Annotated in this window: 13 protein-coding genes, 1 tRNA gene, 1 other RNA gene and 1 pseudogene; 9 read left to right on the top strand and 7 right to left on the bottom strand. The window is 66.8% G+C overall.

Annotated elements, in window-relative coordinates; all coding sequences use genetic code 11:
- Positions 1 to 81 precede the first annotated feature (81 nt).
- Positions 82 to 1,308 carry a hypothetical protein gene (locus ACH4SI_RS11860; RefSeq protein ID WP_398295422.1) on the bottom strand — a complete coding sequence of 409 codons (1,227 nt, stop codon included), beginning with the start codon at positions 1,306 to 1,308 and terminating at the stop codon, positions 82 to 84.
- A gap of 409 nt (positions 1,309 to 1,717) precedes the next feature.
- Between ACH4SI_RS11860 and corA the strand changes: the two genes are divergently transcribed.
- Together corA and ACH4SI_RS11850 are read left to right on the top strand one after the other, a co-directional pair.
- Positions 1,718 to 2,812 (top strand): magnesium/cobalt transporter CorA, encoded by a 1,095-nt coding sequence (corA, locus tag ACH4SI_RS11855; RefSeq protein ID WP_398295420.1) that lies wholly within the window; start codon positions 1,718 to 1,720, stop codon positions 2,810 to 2,812.
- Positions 2,813 to 2,827: 15 nt separating this feature from the next.
- Positions 2,828 to 3,194 (top strand): annotated as a pseudogene (locus ACH4SI_RS11850) (TetR/AcrR family transcriptional regulator); the annotation flags it as partial.
- Positions 3,195 to 3,550: 356 nt separating this feature from the next.
- On the opposite strand, the gene ACH4SI_RS11845 reads toward ACH4SI_RS11850, so the two are convergent.
- Complete coding sequence (locus ACH4SI_RS11845) at positions 3,551 to 4,972, bottom strand: ATP-binding protein (protein WP_398295417.1); 1,422 nt, start codon at positions 4,970 to 4,972, stop codon at positions 3,551 to 3,553.
- A gap of 507 nt (positions 4,973 to 5,479) precedes the next feature.
- Between ACH4SI_RS11845 and ACH4SI_RS11840 the strand changes: the two genes are divergently transcribed.
- The 4 genes from ACH4SI_RS11840 to ACH4SI_RS11825 all read left to right on the top strand — a co-directional run bounded on the left by ACH4SI_RS11840 (position 5,480) and on the right by ACH4SI_RS11825 (position 10,017).
- Positions 5,480 to 6,211 carry an NUDIX domain-containing protein gene (locus ACH4SI_RS11840; RefSeq protein ID WP_398295415.1) on the top strand — a complete coding sequence of 244 codons (732 nt, stop codon included), beginning with the start codon at positions 5,480 to 5,482 and terminating at the stop codon, positions 6,209 to 6,211.
- The gene (locus tag ACH4SI_RS11835; protein ID WP_398295413.1) at positions 6,212 to 7,363 is read left to right on the top strand and encodes a purine phosphorylase; all 1,152 of its coding nucleotides are present in this window, start codon (positions 6,212 to 6,214) and stop codon (positions 7,361 to 7,363) included.
- The gene (locus ACH4SI_RS11830; protein WP_398295411.1) at positions 7,360 to 9,345 is read left to right on the top strand and encodes a hypothetical protein; all 1,986 of its coding nucleotides are present in this window, start codon (positions 7,360 to 7,362) and stop codon (positions 9,343 to 9,345) included. Before ACH4SI_RS11835 ends, ACH4SI_RS11830 begins: the two co-directional genes overlap by 4 nt.
- A 138-nt stretch (positions 9,346 to 9,483) precedes the next feature.
- Positions 9,484 to 10,017, top strand: a complete 534-nt coding sequence (locus ACH4SI_RS11825; protein WP_398295409.1) for a hypothetical protein — start codon at positions 9,484 to 9,486, stop codon at positions 10,015 to 10,017.
- A 1,088-nt stretch (positions 10,018 to 11,105) separates the two neighbouring features.
- On the opposite strand, the gene ACH4SI_RS11820 is transcribed toward ACH4SI_RS11825, so the two are convergent.
- From ACH4SI_RS11820 to ACH4SI_RS11805, 4 genes are all read right to left on the bottom strand, one after another.
- Positions 11,106 to 11,597, bottom strand: a complete 492-nt coding sequence (locus tag ACH4SI_RS11820) for a hypothetical protein (RefSeq protein WP_398295407.1) — start codon at positions 11,595 to 11,597, stop codon at positions 11,106 to 11,108.
- A gap of 197 nt (positions 11,598 to 11,794) precedes the next feature.
- A complete protein-coding gene (locus ACH4SI_RS11815) occupies positions 11,795 to 12,103 on the bottom strand; it encodes a hypothetical protein (protein ID WP_398295404.1) in 309 nt (102 codons plus the stop codon).
- Entirely contained in the window at positions 12,100 to 12,582 is a 483-nt protein-coding gene (locus tag ACH4SI_RS11810) for a hypothetical protein (RefSeq protein WP_398295402.1), read from the bottom strand. Before ACH4SI_RS11810 ends, ACH4SI_RS11815 begins: the two co-directional genes overlap by 4 nt.
- Before the next feature lie 17 nt (positions 12,583 to 12,599).
- Positions 12,600 to 13,856: a helix-turn-helix domain-containing protein gene (locus ACH4SI_RS11805; protein WP_398295400.1), complete on the bottom strand. Its 1,257-nt coding sequence runs from the start codon at positions 13,854 to 13,856 to the stop codon at positions 12,600 to 12,602.
- Positions 13,857 to 14,008: 152 nt separating this feature from the next.
- On the opposite strand from ACH4SI_RS11805, the gene ACH4SI_RS11800 reads away from it, so the two are divergent.
- Together ACH4SI_RS11800 and ACH4SI_RS11795 are read left to right on the top strand one after the other, a co-directional pair.
- Positions 14,009 to 14,422: a hypothetical protein gene (locus ACH4SI_RS11800; protein WP_398295398.1), complete on the top strand. Its 414-nt coding sequence runs from the start codon at positions 14,009 to 14,011 to the stop codon at positions 14,420 to 14,422.
- Positions 14,419 to 14,607 carry a hypothetical protein gene (locus ACH4SI_RS11795; RefSeq protein WP_398295396.1) on the top strand — a complete coding sequence of 63 codons (189 nt, stop codon included), beginning with the start codon at positions 14,419 to 14,421 and terminating at the stop codon, positions 14,605 to 14,607. The genes ACH4SI_RS11800 and ACH4SI_RS11795 overlap by 4 nt, the downstream gene beginning before the upstream one ends.
- A gap of 68 nt (positions 14,608 to 14,675) precedes the next feature.
- On the opposite strand, the gene ACH4SI_RS11790 is transcribed toward ACH4SI_RS11795, so the two are convergent.
- A tRNA-Ser gene (locus ACH4SI_RS11790) sits at positions 14,676 to 14,763 on the bottom strand.
- Between the two features lie 74 nt (positions 14,764 to 14,837).
- Here ACH4SI_RS11790 and ffs point away from each other — a divergent pair.
- An RNA gene (gene ffs / locus ACH4SI_RS11785) (signal recognition particle sRNA small type) lies at positions 14,838 to 14,932 on the top strand.
- The last annotated feature ends 70 nt before the right edge of the window (positions 14,933 to 15,002 follow it).

Here is a 15,002-nt window from a genome sequence, read left to right as displayed (position 1 = left end):
ATGACGGGTTCGGCGCCGGTAGTGGTGCCGAAGCGGCTGCGTCTCGTAACTCCACGGTGACGAAGCACCAGTCTGGACGCCTCATGCCGATTCCTCTCCCCTGCCGGGCGCCCATGCGCCCAGCCTCGGCGGATCCGGCAGCGGCAACGTCAGCGGTTCATAGGCCGGCTGGCCGACCCCCATCACCCGGTACATCAGTCGACGCATGTTCCGGTTGAACCGGTCGGGCTCCGAGGTGATACGCGAGGCGATCGCCCTGTATTCCTCCGGGCGGTATTCGGAGGCGGCGTAGGCGAGTTGCTCGGTCAGCGGACGGGCGGGGGACAGGGCGGGCGCGGTGACGGCGAGGGTGGCGGCGGGGGAGGACGGATTGATCTCTTCCTCCGGCGATCCCACCAGGAGCACCGGGGCGCCGGTGAGGGTTCCGTACAGAGTGACCGAGCCGTGATCGCCGATGATGTAGTCGGCGGCGATGAGTACGCAGCGCCAATCCTCTTCGGGCTGCACCACGCCCACTCCGTGCCGACCGTACCCTGCCAACCACGTTTTCATCTGCCATCGGCTGTGGCCGGACCAGACATTGGGGTGGACCAGAAGGGCCGTACGGTACTGACGGGACGGAAGCTCTGCGATCAGACGGGGCAGCAGCGCTTCGAAACGGCCGAAGGACGAGTTGGGTCCCCAGGTGGAGACGGCGACCACCAGCTTCTCCCCATCCGCGAGGCCCAGCGCCCGGCGATACGAGGCGCGTCGGGGCACACTCGCCCTGATCCGGTCGTGGACCGGATCGCCGACCACATGAGCCAGCGAGAGCACCTCAGGGCAATGACGCGCCAGCTCAACCAGATCAGCGTGGTGCGGCACCACCACGGCGGCCGGCAGCGTGCCGCCGGGAAGGAGGTCCCGCCTGCGCAACCCTGCTACGCACGCGTCCCCTGTCCCCGGCACGCGTTTCAGGTAATTGGCGCCGTGAGGCAGGGTGATCAAGGGCGCTCGGATCTTCTCCACGTGCCGCGGCCCCGCCGCCACGGCGAGGTCGAACGCCATCCGTGTGGCCTCTTCCCAGGGGATCCAAGGGCTTCCCAACTGTTCGAGGAAACGCGGTAACTCGTCCCCGAAGACATGGGGCGGTGCGGTGAACACCACCTGGATCCTGAAATCGGCCTCCAGGAGCGACAGGACGTCGAGGATTCGCTTCGTGTAGGTGACGGTGTGGACGACGGCCAGTACCTTCTTCCGGTCCCCCAGCGTCAGCCACTGGCGGGATTCGTCCATCGTGGACGGTGCGACGGTGCTCAACGCCGACATGGCGCCCCCCTGTAGTTCTCTCGTGCGGGTTTCCCCGGACTCAGCCTTTTGAGCCTCTCGTCCGTTCCGATGCCCGGCCCGGCGGGCGAAAGGCTTGCCCGACCCTTGCGGAAACCTTGCGAGGGCGCTGGTATGCCTCCGGGGCGGCACGGGAGGACACACGGGACCGCCGTGGCGGGCCGATGGCCCAGGAGCCAGCGGCCCGCAGGCACCGACCGGCATGCCGCACCTATGCGAGAACCTCGGGACAGCGATCTGCCGAGCAGCTCCCGACACCCCTTTTGTATCCCTATGGCTGCTTTTGGTGAGGCTGCCGCCGCGAAAGGACCGGGTCGTACGCTGTGGGCGCAGCCGGCGCGATCCCCCGGCCGGGGGAGGGGCCGGCCGTAGCTCAGCCGAAGGAGTTCCTATGTCGATGGTCGGCAACCTCCGGAAGGTGGCGCGCCTGGCCCGCCGGCGCCGCCGCGTCGATCTCAACCACCCCGCCCGCTCGCCGCTCGGCACGTCGGTGGTGAACTGCGTGGCCTACGTCGACGGGAAGCGCCAGCCCGGGGACTGCCCGGTCGAGGAGGCGATCGAGCGGGTGCGACGCGCGGGGCGCGGCTTCGTGTGGATCGGGCTGCACGAACCCACCGAGCAGGAGTTCTCCGGGATCTCCGACCTGTTCCGCCTCCACCCGCTGGCCGTCGAGGACGCCGTCCATGCCCATCAGCGGCCCAAACTGGAGACGTACGACGACACGCTGTTCACCGTCTTCAAGACGGTCCGGTACGTCGAACACGACGAGCTGACCACGACGAGCGAGGTCGTGGACACCGGCGAGGTCATGGTCTTCACCGGGCCCGATTTCGTCGTCACCGTACGGCACGGCCGCCACGGATCGCTCGGCCCGATGCGCGAGGAGCTGGAGGCGGACCCGGGCCAGCTGGCCAGGGGCCCCTCCGCGGTCCTGCACGCCATCGCCGACCATGTGGTCGAGGACTACCTCGCGGCCGCCGACGCGGTGCAGGACGACATCGAGCAGGTCGAGACCGAGGTCTTCGCCCCCGAGCCCGCGCTCCGAACCGACCCGGGCCGGATCTACCAGCTCAAGCGCGAGCTGCTGGAGCTGAAGCGCGCCGTGGCGCCCTTGGACCGGCCGATGGAACGGCTCTCCACTCAGCGCCTCCCCGCGGTCGACCTCGACATACAGACGTACTTCCGGGACGTCGCCGACCACCTGGCCCGGGTCACCGAGCAGATCGCGGCCTTCGACGACCTGCTGAACTCCATACTCCAGGCCCACCTCGCCCAGGTGACCGTCGCCCAGAACGAGGACATGCGCAAGATCACGGCCTGGGCGGCGATCATCGCCGTGCCCACCATGGTGTGCGGCGTCTACGGCATGAACTTCGACCACATGCCCGAGCTGCACTGGCGCTTCGGCTACCCGTTGATCATCGTCGTCATCGCCACCGCCTGCTTCGCCATGCACCGAGGCTTCCGCCGCAACGGCTGGCTGTGACGGCCGATCCGGTGCCGCGCCTACCTCGAGGCGCGGCACGAGGAGTGGCGGGGCCAGTATGGAGCAGACCCGGGATCCGCGCGGCGGTGTCCTCGCGGTCTTCGACGCGTACGCCGATCACGCGGTGTCGCCTACGAGCGCGGCTTTCGCGGGTGCGGTCTGCTGAACGCGGCCGCCGAGCTGCCCACCGGGGGACGAGGGGCGAGCCGTGGTGCGCCGCCACAAGGAGGAGGTCGAGGCCCTGCTCACCGGCCATCTCGAGGAACTGCTGCCCGAGTGCTCCGAGCAGGCACGCGCGATGGCGCGCGCCGGTCTGGAGGGCGAGGACACCCGTCTGCGGCACGCCCGCGCGATGGCGTCGGACCTGCTGGACCGGCTGTGAGGCGGCCCGGCGGAAGCGCGGCCGGTTCGGTCGGCGGGGGATCGCTGTGCGTGCTCGCGGCGTCCGTGCTGTGGGGCACCACGGGGACGGTGGCGACCTTCGCTCCGGCCGTGGGGCCGATGCTCATCGGCGCGGTCGCGATGGGGCTCGGCGGACTGCTCCAAGCCCTGATGGCCGCTCCCAGGATCGCCCGCCAGGCCCCGGAGATACGCGCGCAACGCGGCATCGTGCTGCTGGGCGCCGTGGCGGTGGCTGCGATCCGTACGGCGGCCACGGCAGCAGGAAGCCGAGGCAACCGCGGTACGCCAGGGGGCCGTGCCCGCTCCCGAACACGGTCCACTGAGCGGACGACCCCCTCACGCCCTGCGCCAAGCGCTGAGCAGTTCCTCGGGGCCGTACACCGCCTGAAGGCCGGAACAATCGACCCCGCTGCGGGAGACCGCCACGAGCGGTACCGGCTCGTCGGTGATCGCTGCCCGGTGCTTCTGCAGTGCGGCCAGGTCGTGGCTGTCGAACGCGGAGTTCTCCAGCCACTTGACCGAGCCGAGGAAGAGCAACTGTTTGGCCACCGGCTGCCGGTCGGCGCCGACCAGGTCGATTTCGATGTCGTTGCTGCGGGTCCAGTACCCGCCGACCGCCGGGGCGGCGGGCAGGGGCCCGTCCGGCAGGAGCCGGGCGAGGGATTCCCGGACCAGGGGCTCGATCGCGCGGCCACGCCAGCTCGTCCACCGCTCCTTGATCCGGCTCAGCGTGAGATCTCCCCGCATCCGCTCGATCTCCGCCATGTGCGGATCCAGAAACGCGAGCCAGAAGCGCAGGTAGGGGTCGGCCACCCGGTAGCGGCGTTCCTTCGACGGCCTCAGCGAGAGCGGCAGCTCGGCGGCGACGACCCGCTTCTCGGTCAGTACGTCAGTGGCCCGGGTGAGCGTGGTGTGGGCGATGCCGCCCGCCGCGCGAGCGATGTTGGTGAAGGTTCGCTCCCCGGATCCGATGGCCCGCAGGACCTCCCTGCTCATCGCCTGCGGTGGAAACTCCGCGGCCAGCGAGCGCTCGGCGGAGACCAGCAGTGCCGAGATCGGGTTGTCCAGCGAGTCGCGGAGGAATTCCCAGACGTCCGCTCCGGGCCGCCACTCGGCGCAGATCAGGGGGAGGCCCCCGGTGATCAGAGTGGCGTCGAACGCGGCCGCCGGTGACAGGCCGAGCATCTCGCCGATGTCGGCCGGGTTCAGCGGCCCCACGATCATTTCCCGGCCCCGCTGATGGAAGGGACGGTCGTAGCTGTTCAGCGCCTCCATCATGGACAGATCGGACCCGACCAGGAGAAGAAGCACCGGCTTGCGGCTGAGCAGCCGGTCCCATGCCCGCTGGAGCATGCCCTCGAAGGCGTCGATGCGGTCCATGAGATACGGAACCTCGTCGAGGACGACGACGCTGGGGGTGTCGTCGGGCAGGATCTCCGCAAGCAGCCTGAGCGCTGCGTTCCACTGATCGGGGGTCTCCTCCGAGAACAGTCCCCGCTCCGGCAGGGTGGACCTGGCGACGGCGTCGAGCAGCTCCGTCAGTTCGTCCTCCGCCGTGCCGCCCGCCGCCGTGAAGAAGAGGTACGGCGTCTCCGTACGCCGGAGGAACTCCTCGACGAGGCTGGACTTGCCCACTCGCCGTCTTCCTCGCATGACGATGCACTGCCCCGGTTTCGCGGACCCGGCGGCACCCTGAACCGCCTGCAAGGCGTTGCGGAGCACGCTCAGCTCGCGGTCCCGCCCGATGAAACGAAGCACGATAAGCCTCCCGCTAGGGATAGTATCAATGGAGATACTATCCCTAGCGATGCCAACCTACCTCTGGTTCTCAGTCGGGTGTCCGGTCCCAGCCGATGGCTGACAGCGGCCTTGATCGGCACCACTGTGCTTGCCTGATGGGCGGCCCTCGCGCGGTGTGATTCAGTCCCGGGTGGCGCTGCCGGTCATGTGGGCTTGTGAGTCCACTCGACCAGGCCCATGCGCAAAGTAGAGGCCCGGGGCGTCGGTGAACTGCCTGCCGTTGAGCTTGGACGCATGACCAGCTGACCGGTCACGGTGAACGTGCCGGCAAGCCCCGTCCGGGACGAGGCCCAGCCGAGCCCCGCGCGCTCAGCGCTTCAGGGGGCCGGGGACTGTGGCTTCAGCGAGGGAACGGCCCTGACGCTTGCTGCAGAACCAGGCAGATCTCACCCCTGTCACGCCTGGGAGTCGGCCTATCCCGGTACTTCTTGTCAAAGAGACAGTAACTGAAGTACCGTTAGGAACATGCAAGCTGACTCCTGGTCGCCGCCATCCGTGTTGCTCACAGTTGATCTCGTGATCTTGACGCTGCGTGAGGGGCGGTTGTGTGTCCTGCTCGTTGAACGGGGCGAGGAGCCATTTCTGGGCATGCTGGCGCTGCCTGGGGGGTTCCTCAATCATGCTGGCGAGGCGATCCTGGACGCCGCGCACCGCGAGTTGGGCGAGGAAACCGCTCTGGATGCCGGGCGGTTGCATCTTGAGCAGTTGGCCATCTACGGGGACGTGGGCCGGGATCCGCGGGGGCGAGTTGTTTCCGTGGCTCACCTGGCGATCGCGCCAGGACTTCCTGAGCCGGTCGCGGCAACGGATGCCGCGGATGCTTCGTGGGTTCCCGCGGATGCCGTCCTCTCCGGGCAGGTGAGACTGGCTTTTGATCACAGCCGGATCGTGGCGGATGGAGTCGAACGCGCGCGTACGAAGCTTGAGTTCTCGGCGCTGGCCACGGCGTTCTGCGGGGAGCTATTCACCATCACCGAGTTGCAGCAGGTGTACGAAGCGGTGTGGGGCACCGAGCTCGACACACGTAATTTCTACCGGAAAGTCCAGGCCGTGAAGGGATTCATCGTCCCAGCTGGCTCGGGAAGCAGGACCACGGGAGGACGGCCCGCGCGACTGTTCCGGGCCGGACCAAGGACGGTGTTGTCCCCACCACTGATCCGACCTGTGCCGTCCATGACGGAAGAGGAGGGGGAATAGATGCCGAAAGACCTGGTGGTGGTGCTCACCGCCCTCAATCTCGAGTACGAGGCCGTGCGCCGGAAACTGGCCCGGCCGCAGGTGCACCGTCATGAGCGAGGCACGCGGTTCGAGGTGGGGACCGTGCCGGACACGACGTGTCGTGTGGCGCTCGGCCTGACGAACAAAGGGAATCATCCCGCCGCAGTGCTCGCGGAGCGCGCGATACAGGAGTTCTCGCCAGTGGCTGTGTTGTTCGTCGGTGTCGCCGGTGCTCTGCGGGATACCACCGGGCTGGGCGACGTGGTGATGGCCACTCACGTGTACGCATACCACGGTGGGACCAGCGAGGACGACGGGCTCAAGGCGCGTCCCCGGGTGTGGGAGGCGGCGCACGGCATCAGCCAGCTTGGCTCGTATCTGGCTCGCGCAAGCGACTGGGATGACACGCCTGGTGACAGGAACGCGCCACAAGTGCATTTCGGCGCGATCGCTGCTGGTGAGGTCGTACAGAACTCTCGGATTTCCGCCGAGGCAGAGTGGATCCGGCAGCACTACAACGATGCGCTCGCGATCGAAATGGAAGCCGCCGGTGTGGCGCAGGCTGGTCATCTCAATGGGGCACCAGTCGCCATCATCCGCGGCATCAGCGATCGAGCGGACGGTTCGAAAAGCAGCGCGGAAGACCGTAACTGGCAACCACTGGCCGCAGCGAACGCGGCGGCCTTCGCCACGCGGCTGGCCGCAGAACTGGTCGGAGAGCAGGAGCAGATCGCAATGTCCCAGGATGACAGGGCCGACAGTCTCAGGGAACACGTTCGCAACACCGCCCATTCCAGCACCGTTGGGATCATGGCTGGTTCAGTCACCGGAAGCAACGTCTACATGAACGCGAATCCCAAGGTATCCAGTCTGGTGGACCTGGTTGCGGAACTGGACAGCTTCCGTGAGCACCTGAAGCGTCACCACGCTGAGGGCGCCCTCGACGACGACACCTACGAAGAGGCGCAGGCCGAGCTGGACACCGCCAGCCGAGCGGCAAGGGAGAACGCTCCCGAGTCGCCGAAGAGGGTGACCATGGCACTCAAGAGGTTGCGCGGACTGATCGCAGATCTTTCCGAGCTGGCAGCCAAGCTGGCACCGCTGATCATTGCGGTGGGTGGGTTGTCATGACCGATGGCCCCAGTTTCACGCACAATTCGGCCGCATACGACTCCACCGTCGGTATCCAGGCCGAGACCGTGCACAACTCCAACGTGTACTTCACCCACCCGGAAGCATCGCCCCAGGAGAAGTACAAGGTTGGTGTGCGGTTCCTGGAGGACGGCGTACCCAGTCGCGCTCGCGACATGATCAGTGACGCCATCGCCCACGGATACGACGGTGCGGAGGTCCGTTTCCACTGGGTACTTGCCATGCTCAGTAAACGCGCCTACCACGACCTCAGCGCCGAAGAACTCCAGCGACTGCACCAGGCATCCGGACTCGTACGGACCTTCGCCGACGGAGAGTGGAAAACTGCCCTGCACGTCACCTTCGAACTGCTGGAGATTCTCAGCGACACGGACGGCGAAACCGGACCTGTACTGAAGCGGCTGCGAGCCCTGTCACCTCGCCAGCGTGACTCGATCCTCCACCATCTCGACCTCGTGCTCACCGGAGGGATGAAAGACAGCCTGTGGGTGGAAACTCGCGAGCTGGCTGAGACCGCCCGCTTCAGCAATGACCGTGTCCAACGGGTCTGGGCCTACTTCGAACCTGAGCCCATCGGGCCACGGGCGCTCCCGCCCAATGCGAACACCGCCGCCGATGCCCTGGCAGGCCTCGCTGTCTGGGTCGGCCTGTTCACCATCGCCACCGGATCGCTCTGGATCTCGGCACTGGTCGCGGATCCGGTCGCGGCACTCGTCGAGTTGCTGGTGGCGCTTGGCGCCGGCCTCACTGCCGCGCGCTTCGGCCAACAATGGTGGTACCAGGAGCAACGGCTGAAAGCCAAGAACCAGGAGTACCACGCTGCGCAAATGAGCAATCCCGCCTTCGCGGGAGACGGGTTCACCAACCAAGTCCGCCATTCCTTCGACCACTACTTCAGTACCCGCACGCCGGTTGGGATTGCCCCGCAGGAGTGGCTCAATCATACTGCTGGTGTCCGTAATACCCTCGTCGCGGAGATTTCGTTTATCTACCGTGAGAGCAGAATCGGCGTGGACAGGGTCAACTGGCTGATTCGCTACCTGGCTCAGGATGTCCGAGACCGCTTCAACAGCGGGACTTTGGTCGATCATCGTCAGCAATACAAGACACCGCTGAAAATGAAGGCCATATGCGTGATCGCTTTCATCGCCTTCGGTATCACGGCCCTGGCTCTAGTCATGACGGTGGCCACAGCGGCCAGTCCGTTCGATATGCTACTGGCGCTCCTCGCCATAGCCGGTGCCGTCTGGGCCGGACGTAGAGCTGTGTTGTCATGGCTGCATATGCGCAGCGAAGAGCGTCGATTCGCCGAAGAAACCCAAGAATACCATGAGAGCCTGGGTGCGCGACAAGCAGCATATCAGCAATGGAAGGAATTCCTGGACGCCACGCGACCCACCGAGTTGGAAATGGAGACCTGGCTCACCTGCGACAAAACCCTGTTTGTCGACGAAGCGCTCCGCAACTACCAACTCAGCTGGCGCAACATCATCGCCCACACCATCCTCATGACACCTGCGCGTCCCTACAAGCGAGGACGAGAAAAGGGTGGTCCTTGGCGGTACTCGCGCTACAGCCTCTGTCTGTTCCTGGTTACACAGGACGGTGTTCGTGAAATCAACACTGAATACGACTTCACGGACGCGACACGAGCGAACCTGCAGCGAAGCAACTACCGGTTCGACGCGCTGTCCTCCGTGCACGTCACTGAGCGAGTCAATGTCGGCTACGACCTGGAACTGATCCTTTCCAACGGGCCTGCCAGGAGTGTCCGCGTCAAAGACGCCGATGCGCATCAACTTGCTCCTGAAGAAAACGCTCAGGAAATCTCCGAAATCAACCTCAATTCGGCTGGTTTCACCCACACCTTCCGCCTACTGGAAGGGATCGCGGCAGAGGGAAAAGGCTGGCTCGAGCGAAACAACCCCAACAACCCGCCATCCTTTCGCGCTGGCGACTGAGTTTTCCGGGTCTTGAGGTCGGGCAGGGGACTGGCAAAGGGGAGATCACCCAAGTGAATAACTCGGGCATCTCGCAACTTTGCCGGTGCCGTGCCCGCCCACTCCTCAGCCCAGCCACAACTTGAGTTTGGGGATGCTGTGGCCGCCACAGAGGGTGTTACCGAGAGCACACTGCTACTCGCCGAGTACGACCGAATCAAGGAGGAGCAGAAGGCTCGGATCGGCTTTCGCGACAACCTGCTCTACGTCACGCTCGCCGCGTCTACGGCGGCCCTGGCGATCACGGTCCAGGACAGGCACGCTCAGGTATTGCTCGTCGTCCCTGTGATCTGCCTGGTCCTGGGTTGGACCTACCTGGTCAACGACGAGAAGATCTCGACGATCGCCCGCTACATCCGCGACCAACTGGGGCCGCGGTTGGCCGAGGTCAGTGATGCCCGTGGCGCCGTCTTCGGCTGGGAGGCCTACCATCGCGGCGACCCGAGCCGCACTACGCGCAAGCGCCTGCAAACCGCTGTCGATCTGTTCACGTACTTGGCATTGCCGATGACCTGCGTGATCGCATTCTGGTGCTCTCGCGCCGTCCAACCTCTGCTCTTGATCGTTTCCATCCTGCAGATGCTTGCTCTAGCTGTGCTGGGCTGGCAGTTCCTGCGCTACGTCGAGCGCTAGGGTGCGCCCAAGACCGCTCAACTTCTCGGGATCGAGAAGGTCCTACAGCCCGCCGCTGCGGATGTGCCCGAGCGTCGCGCTCTGTTTCGCCACCCCCGCTTCCACTGCGTCCCGTCCCCCTCGGCGATCTCGCAACAGTGCCGCGGTGTCCGCGCCGAATGCCGCAAGCGACTCCAACTCGGCCTCTCGCCACGAAGGGATGTGACCTTCAAAGGCGACCGCCGTCTCCACCAAGTGCCGCCGCGGCCATGAGCCGCAAGCGCCATGGCAGCCTGGCCGAAACTGAGGCCACCGCGCGCAGCCACAGATGACCAATCTGAGACGGTCGGGACCGGTCAGGTGAGCAAGGAATTCCCGCTTTGTAGCGCTTGCCCGCTTATGGCTGCAATGCGTTCTACGTGTTCGCGCAGCCGGGCCAGCTCAGCGGCTTGTGTTCGGGCCGCCACGACCTCGGACAGGGCGGCGATCACGGTTTCCTGGTGGTCGCTGGTGCCCAACACGCGGGCAGCACGGCGGAGCAGAGCGGCATCCACGGAGACCGGGCAAGTCGGCTCAGGCACAGACGGAGTGCCGGGCTCAGGGGCTTGCCTGGACTTGCGGCGAAGTGCGGATGCAGCAAATGGTGTCGGAGCAGGTGTGGGCGCGGCTGTCGGTGAGGGCTCCTGCCCAACGGTGTCAGGGCTGCCGAGTACCTTGACCACCGGTTTTCGATAGCCGACGCTCATTCCCGCCTTTGTCGTGAGGACGACCAGTTCCATGGCGAGGTCGCAGACGGCCAGGGCCTCCCCCTTCGTTCGGCTGAGGTCGGCCTCCGAGTAAGCCGGCGACTCGAGCGGCCACGGCGGCGTCGCCGGTGGTGACACGCCATGCGTCCAGCGCCTGGGGCCGTCCCCCGGATAAACGTCCCTGGTGGAAGAGCCCGACAGGGGCACCTGTGCTCTGTGTCATCTGGGAACCTTGGTAGAACGGACAACAGTCGACGCTTCACCTCTGTGTGCCGGAAAGGTGGCACGTCGCGCGCCACAACGCCGATGACAGGGCGGCGCTCACCATTGCGTCCCCGCCGACCGGGCAAGCGGGGGCGTACTTCAGACCTGCCCGTAGAGGGCCGCCAGGTCGATCAGTCGGATGCCCGGATCGGCTGCCGCTGCGGCGTGCGCCTTATCGTTGTATCCGGCTCCGCTGAAGCAGATGAGTCGTGTGGCGCTCGTGTCGTAGCGTCCGCCCTGCGTGACAAGGTCGCGGATATGCCGGAGGCGGTCGATGTGGGCCAGGCCCATGGTGTCGTTCCACTTGGCCTCCCCGATGGCCAGGAGCGGTGGCTTGGCGCCGTCGGCGATACCGATGACCGCCACGTCGACCTCGTGGCTGGTGCGGGTCTTGGAGTCATGGACGACGCCATGTCCGACGCGGGCGGGTAGCCCGCCAAGGAGTTCGGGGTCGGCGTGATGGAGGGCCCAGTCACGGCAGACCTGTTCGAAATGGGGCCCGAGGACGTTGCTGACGAAGCGACGACGACTGGCCTGCCAGACCCGTGGCGCGCTGCCGGGGCGTTCGAGTTGGTCCCAGACCGGGCGCATGATGGCGTGGTAGAAGCCGATGCTGCCCTCAGAGGTTGCCGAGGCGATCGAGCTCGCTCTACGTGCAGGCTGGGCCCCAGCAACTCCGGGCCGCCTGTTCCACCTCGATCGTCGTGCTGGCTTCGTCTCCTCGCCCTGAGCAAGGCGCGGGAGCTGCCACCTGTTCCGGCAGGGCTGCCCTGTACGTGAGGTGTCCGTCAGGGACCGTGGAGTGCGGTCTCCCACGTCTGAAACGGCGGCTCGACCTGGTAGCCCGGGTCGCAGTGGGCGCGGATCCATTGGGCGGCGCGGTACTGAGCTTCTCCGTCGTTCAGCACTTGACCGCTCTCGTCAATCTCCAGCACGTTGCCGTAGATCGCGAATACCTGCTCCAGGGCAGAACCGAACTGGAAGAGGGCCGGACGGTAGTCGATGCCGTCGAGCAGGTCGACGTCGAGGGTGCCGTTCGCAAGGTAGAAGGCGAAGAACCGAAGCGATGCGCGCACGTCGACAGAAAGATGCCTCATGGCCGCATATCGCGGGTGGCGCCCTTCGGCCAGACCACTCGGGTGGGGACGCCGGTGCGGTCGGCGTAGGTCACTACGTCAGCGGTGCCGCCGTAGCCGTGGGCGGGCTGGCCGTCCCAGACGGCGATCAGTTCGTCCGCGAGGCCGATCAGTATTTCGCTGCCGGTCATGTGGGCTTGTGAGTCCGACTCGATCAGGCCCGTGTGGTGGACCTCCGTTGCCTGTTTGAGGAGGCGGTCGTAGGTCTCGTGGTGCTCCTCCGGCAGACCGTCGCGGTACTTCTCCGCGGGGACTACGACCTCAAGGCGGCCGCCGGCCTTCAGCACCAGCTCGGCGAACCAGGCATCCGGGCCGTCGGCGATGCAGGAGACCGCGACCAGATCGGGGGTGTGGCGGGAGACTTCGTCTTCCAGGGCCAGGCGAACCAACCGCTCCGTCTTCGGGGTCAGACCTCGGTGGCCGGTGATGCCCAGGCGCATGAGTGTTCCTTTCGTGGTCACAGGTAGATGCCGTGCAGACGGTCGTCGAAGTCGCGGACGAGCTTGGGGGGAGTCGGCGACGCGTAGGTCCGCCGGAGTCCACAGGCGCGTTCGATGATCCGGCCGGATCGGTACCGCACGCCGGTCTCCAGCGCGCGAGTGGCCAGGGCGATCGCGCCGTCCAGCCGACCGCCTGTGAGATGCGCGGCGGCGAGGTCGAGCGTCAGCAGCGCGCGTTGTTTTTCGTGGCTTGACGTCAGCGCGGCAGCCGCTGTGTCCTGGGAGGTGGTCACCCACTTCGGCAGGCCGAGGCGCGCGCCACAGGTCAGCCGGGCCGCTGCGACCTTGCTGTGGGTGAAGGTGAACACCCATGGCCACGGGGGTTGTCGGTCGTCAGCCAGGGCGTCGGTGTGGTGGGCGGCTTGGAGTAAGGCTGTGTCCGCGGCGGCGGCGTTTCCGGATGCCGCGTGCGCCTGGGCTTCCACCGTGCTGAGCCACGCTGAGGCGATGGCCGGTGCGTCCTCGCCCAGATGACGACGGGCGCGGTGGACGAGGGACAGGGCCTGGGTGGCATTGCCCGCGTCCGCCTCGAACCCGGCCAGGCTGCCGAGTTGATACGCGAACAGCAGCCGGTCGCCGGAGGTGCGTGCGGCCTTGATGGCCGCGTCGTACCAGGTACGGGCCGAGCCGATGTCGTTCATGTCCCAGGCCAGCCACCCGGCGAGCGACGCCGCTTCGCTGCCCACGGCGGCCAGGCGGGCGCGCTGCTCGGGGGTTTCGGCCTCGCCCGTGATGGTCTGGGTGAGCCGCAGGTGTGCCAGGACCGGTTCGGACAGGTGCCGGGAGGGGGTGGTTCCGTCCAGGCGGCGGAAGGCTGTGGTGGCCATCCGGAGTGCTGCTGCCTGCTCAGCGTCCGTGGGGTGGGGGCGAAGAGTGGGGAGCGCGGGTGTAACGGCTATCGCCGCGGTTCCCGCGAGGAAGTTGCGCCGGTGCACGTCGTGCTGTCCATTCTCGGCGGCATGCGCCGCCGCGTGGTCGGCGAGGCCGACCAGACGCAGGGGAATGTGCAGATGCGTGGCGGCTCTCGCCAGGATGGTCATGTCGTAGGAGGCCGTGCCGCGGCCTTCGAGGCGTGAGACGGCGGACTGGCTGATTCCGCAGGCGTCACCGAGCTGGCGTTGGGAGACGCCGGCAGCACGGCGAGCCAGGCTCACCACCCGGCCGAAGTCACCTCGGCGGGAGGCGTCCCGGATCGCCTGCGCAGACCAGTTCATGCCCACCCCTGTTTCGTACCTGGGTCTCGCCGTTCGTCCGTTGTCCGTATGCGTCGGCCGCATACGGGCATGCGCGGCGCGGGTCGGCCCTGGCCGCTTCAGCATGACGCACGGTTCCGTCTCCTCACTACCCGTAACGGGGAAGGAGACGCATGAGTGCCAATGCCTTGCCGTGGATGCCGCCGCGCGGAGACGACGTGGAGCTGGTCCAAGTCGGGCTGTACTGGGACGCGGTACGGGCCTCGGCGGACATAGGCGAACGCGCCCTGAAGCTGCTCTCCGACACGTCCGGCGCCGTCATCGCCGACTACGGATTGATGTACTGGCTCATTCCGGCGAGCCATGCCCAGGACTGGCGAGGCGTGCAGCAGGTACAGGCCTTGGGCGCGCGGGGTGCCGTGGTTACGTACGTCGGCGTACCGCCAGCGGGCTGGACGGATGGTCCGCGCCTGCACTGGCGTATCCCGGTGGGGCCCGATCGGTATCTGACCGACGCGGCCCGGCTCCGCGAGGTCTTGGTGCGGGTGATTGCCGCTGAGCCCGCCGAGGAGGCGACGGCCCGGTGAGTGTTCAGGTCTGCGCCCGTTGCCAGACGACCACCGGGCAGTCGGTCGTGGTCGCGATCGGGCACGGCGCAAGCGCCGGCGGCGGCACGGTCTACGCCTGCCCCGACTGCGCGCCCACCTTCCCGCAGCAGCGGGACCCGTTCGACGGGACGACAGCCGATTGCTCCAACCGAGACGGAAAGTGAGACGGAAAACGCCGAAGGGCCCCACCGCGAGCGGTGGAGCCCTTCGACATCGTGCCCGGTGAAGGCACTGGCGGAGGATACGAGATTCGAACTCGTGAGGGGTTGCCCCCAACACGCTTTCCAAGCGTGCGCCCTAGGCCTCTAGGCGAATCCTCCGCTGGAGACTCTACAAGACGATCGGGAGTGCTCGCGAACTCGTTCCCACCCCGTTCTATCCGCTAGGGTGGGGGCCAGCCCCTCACGTGGCGCTATCTCACCGAACTCCCCCAGGGCCGGAAGGCAGCAAGGGTAAGTGGGCTCTGGCGGGTGCGTGGGGGGCCCTTTCGTTGTGGGGGCGTTGTGGGCGGGGGGCACCGGGCGGCGTCCGGATGTCGGTGGGCCCCGATATCGTCGTA

It is taken from the genome of Streptomyces sp. NPDC021212 (assembly GCF_044332925.1).
Taxonomy (GTDB): Bacteria; Actinomycetota; Actinomycetes; order Streptomycetales; family Streptomycetaceae; genus Streptomyces.
The sequence above is the reverse complement of the archived record's forward strand: the minus strand, read 5'-3'. Positions and strand labels throughout refer to the sequence as shown.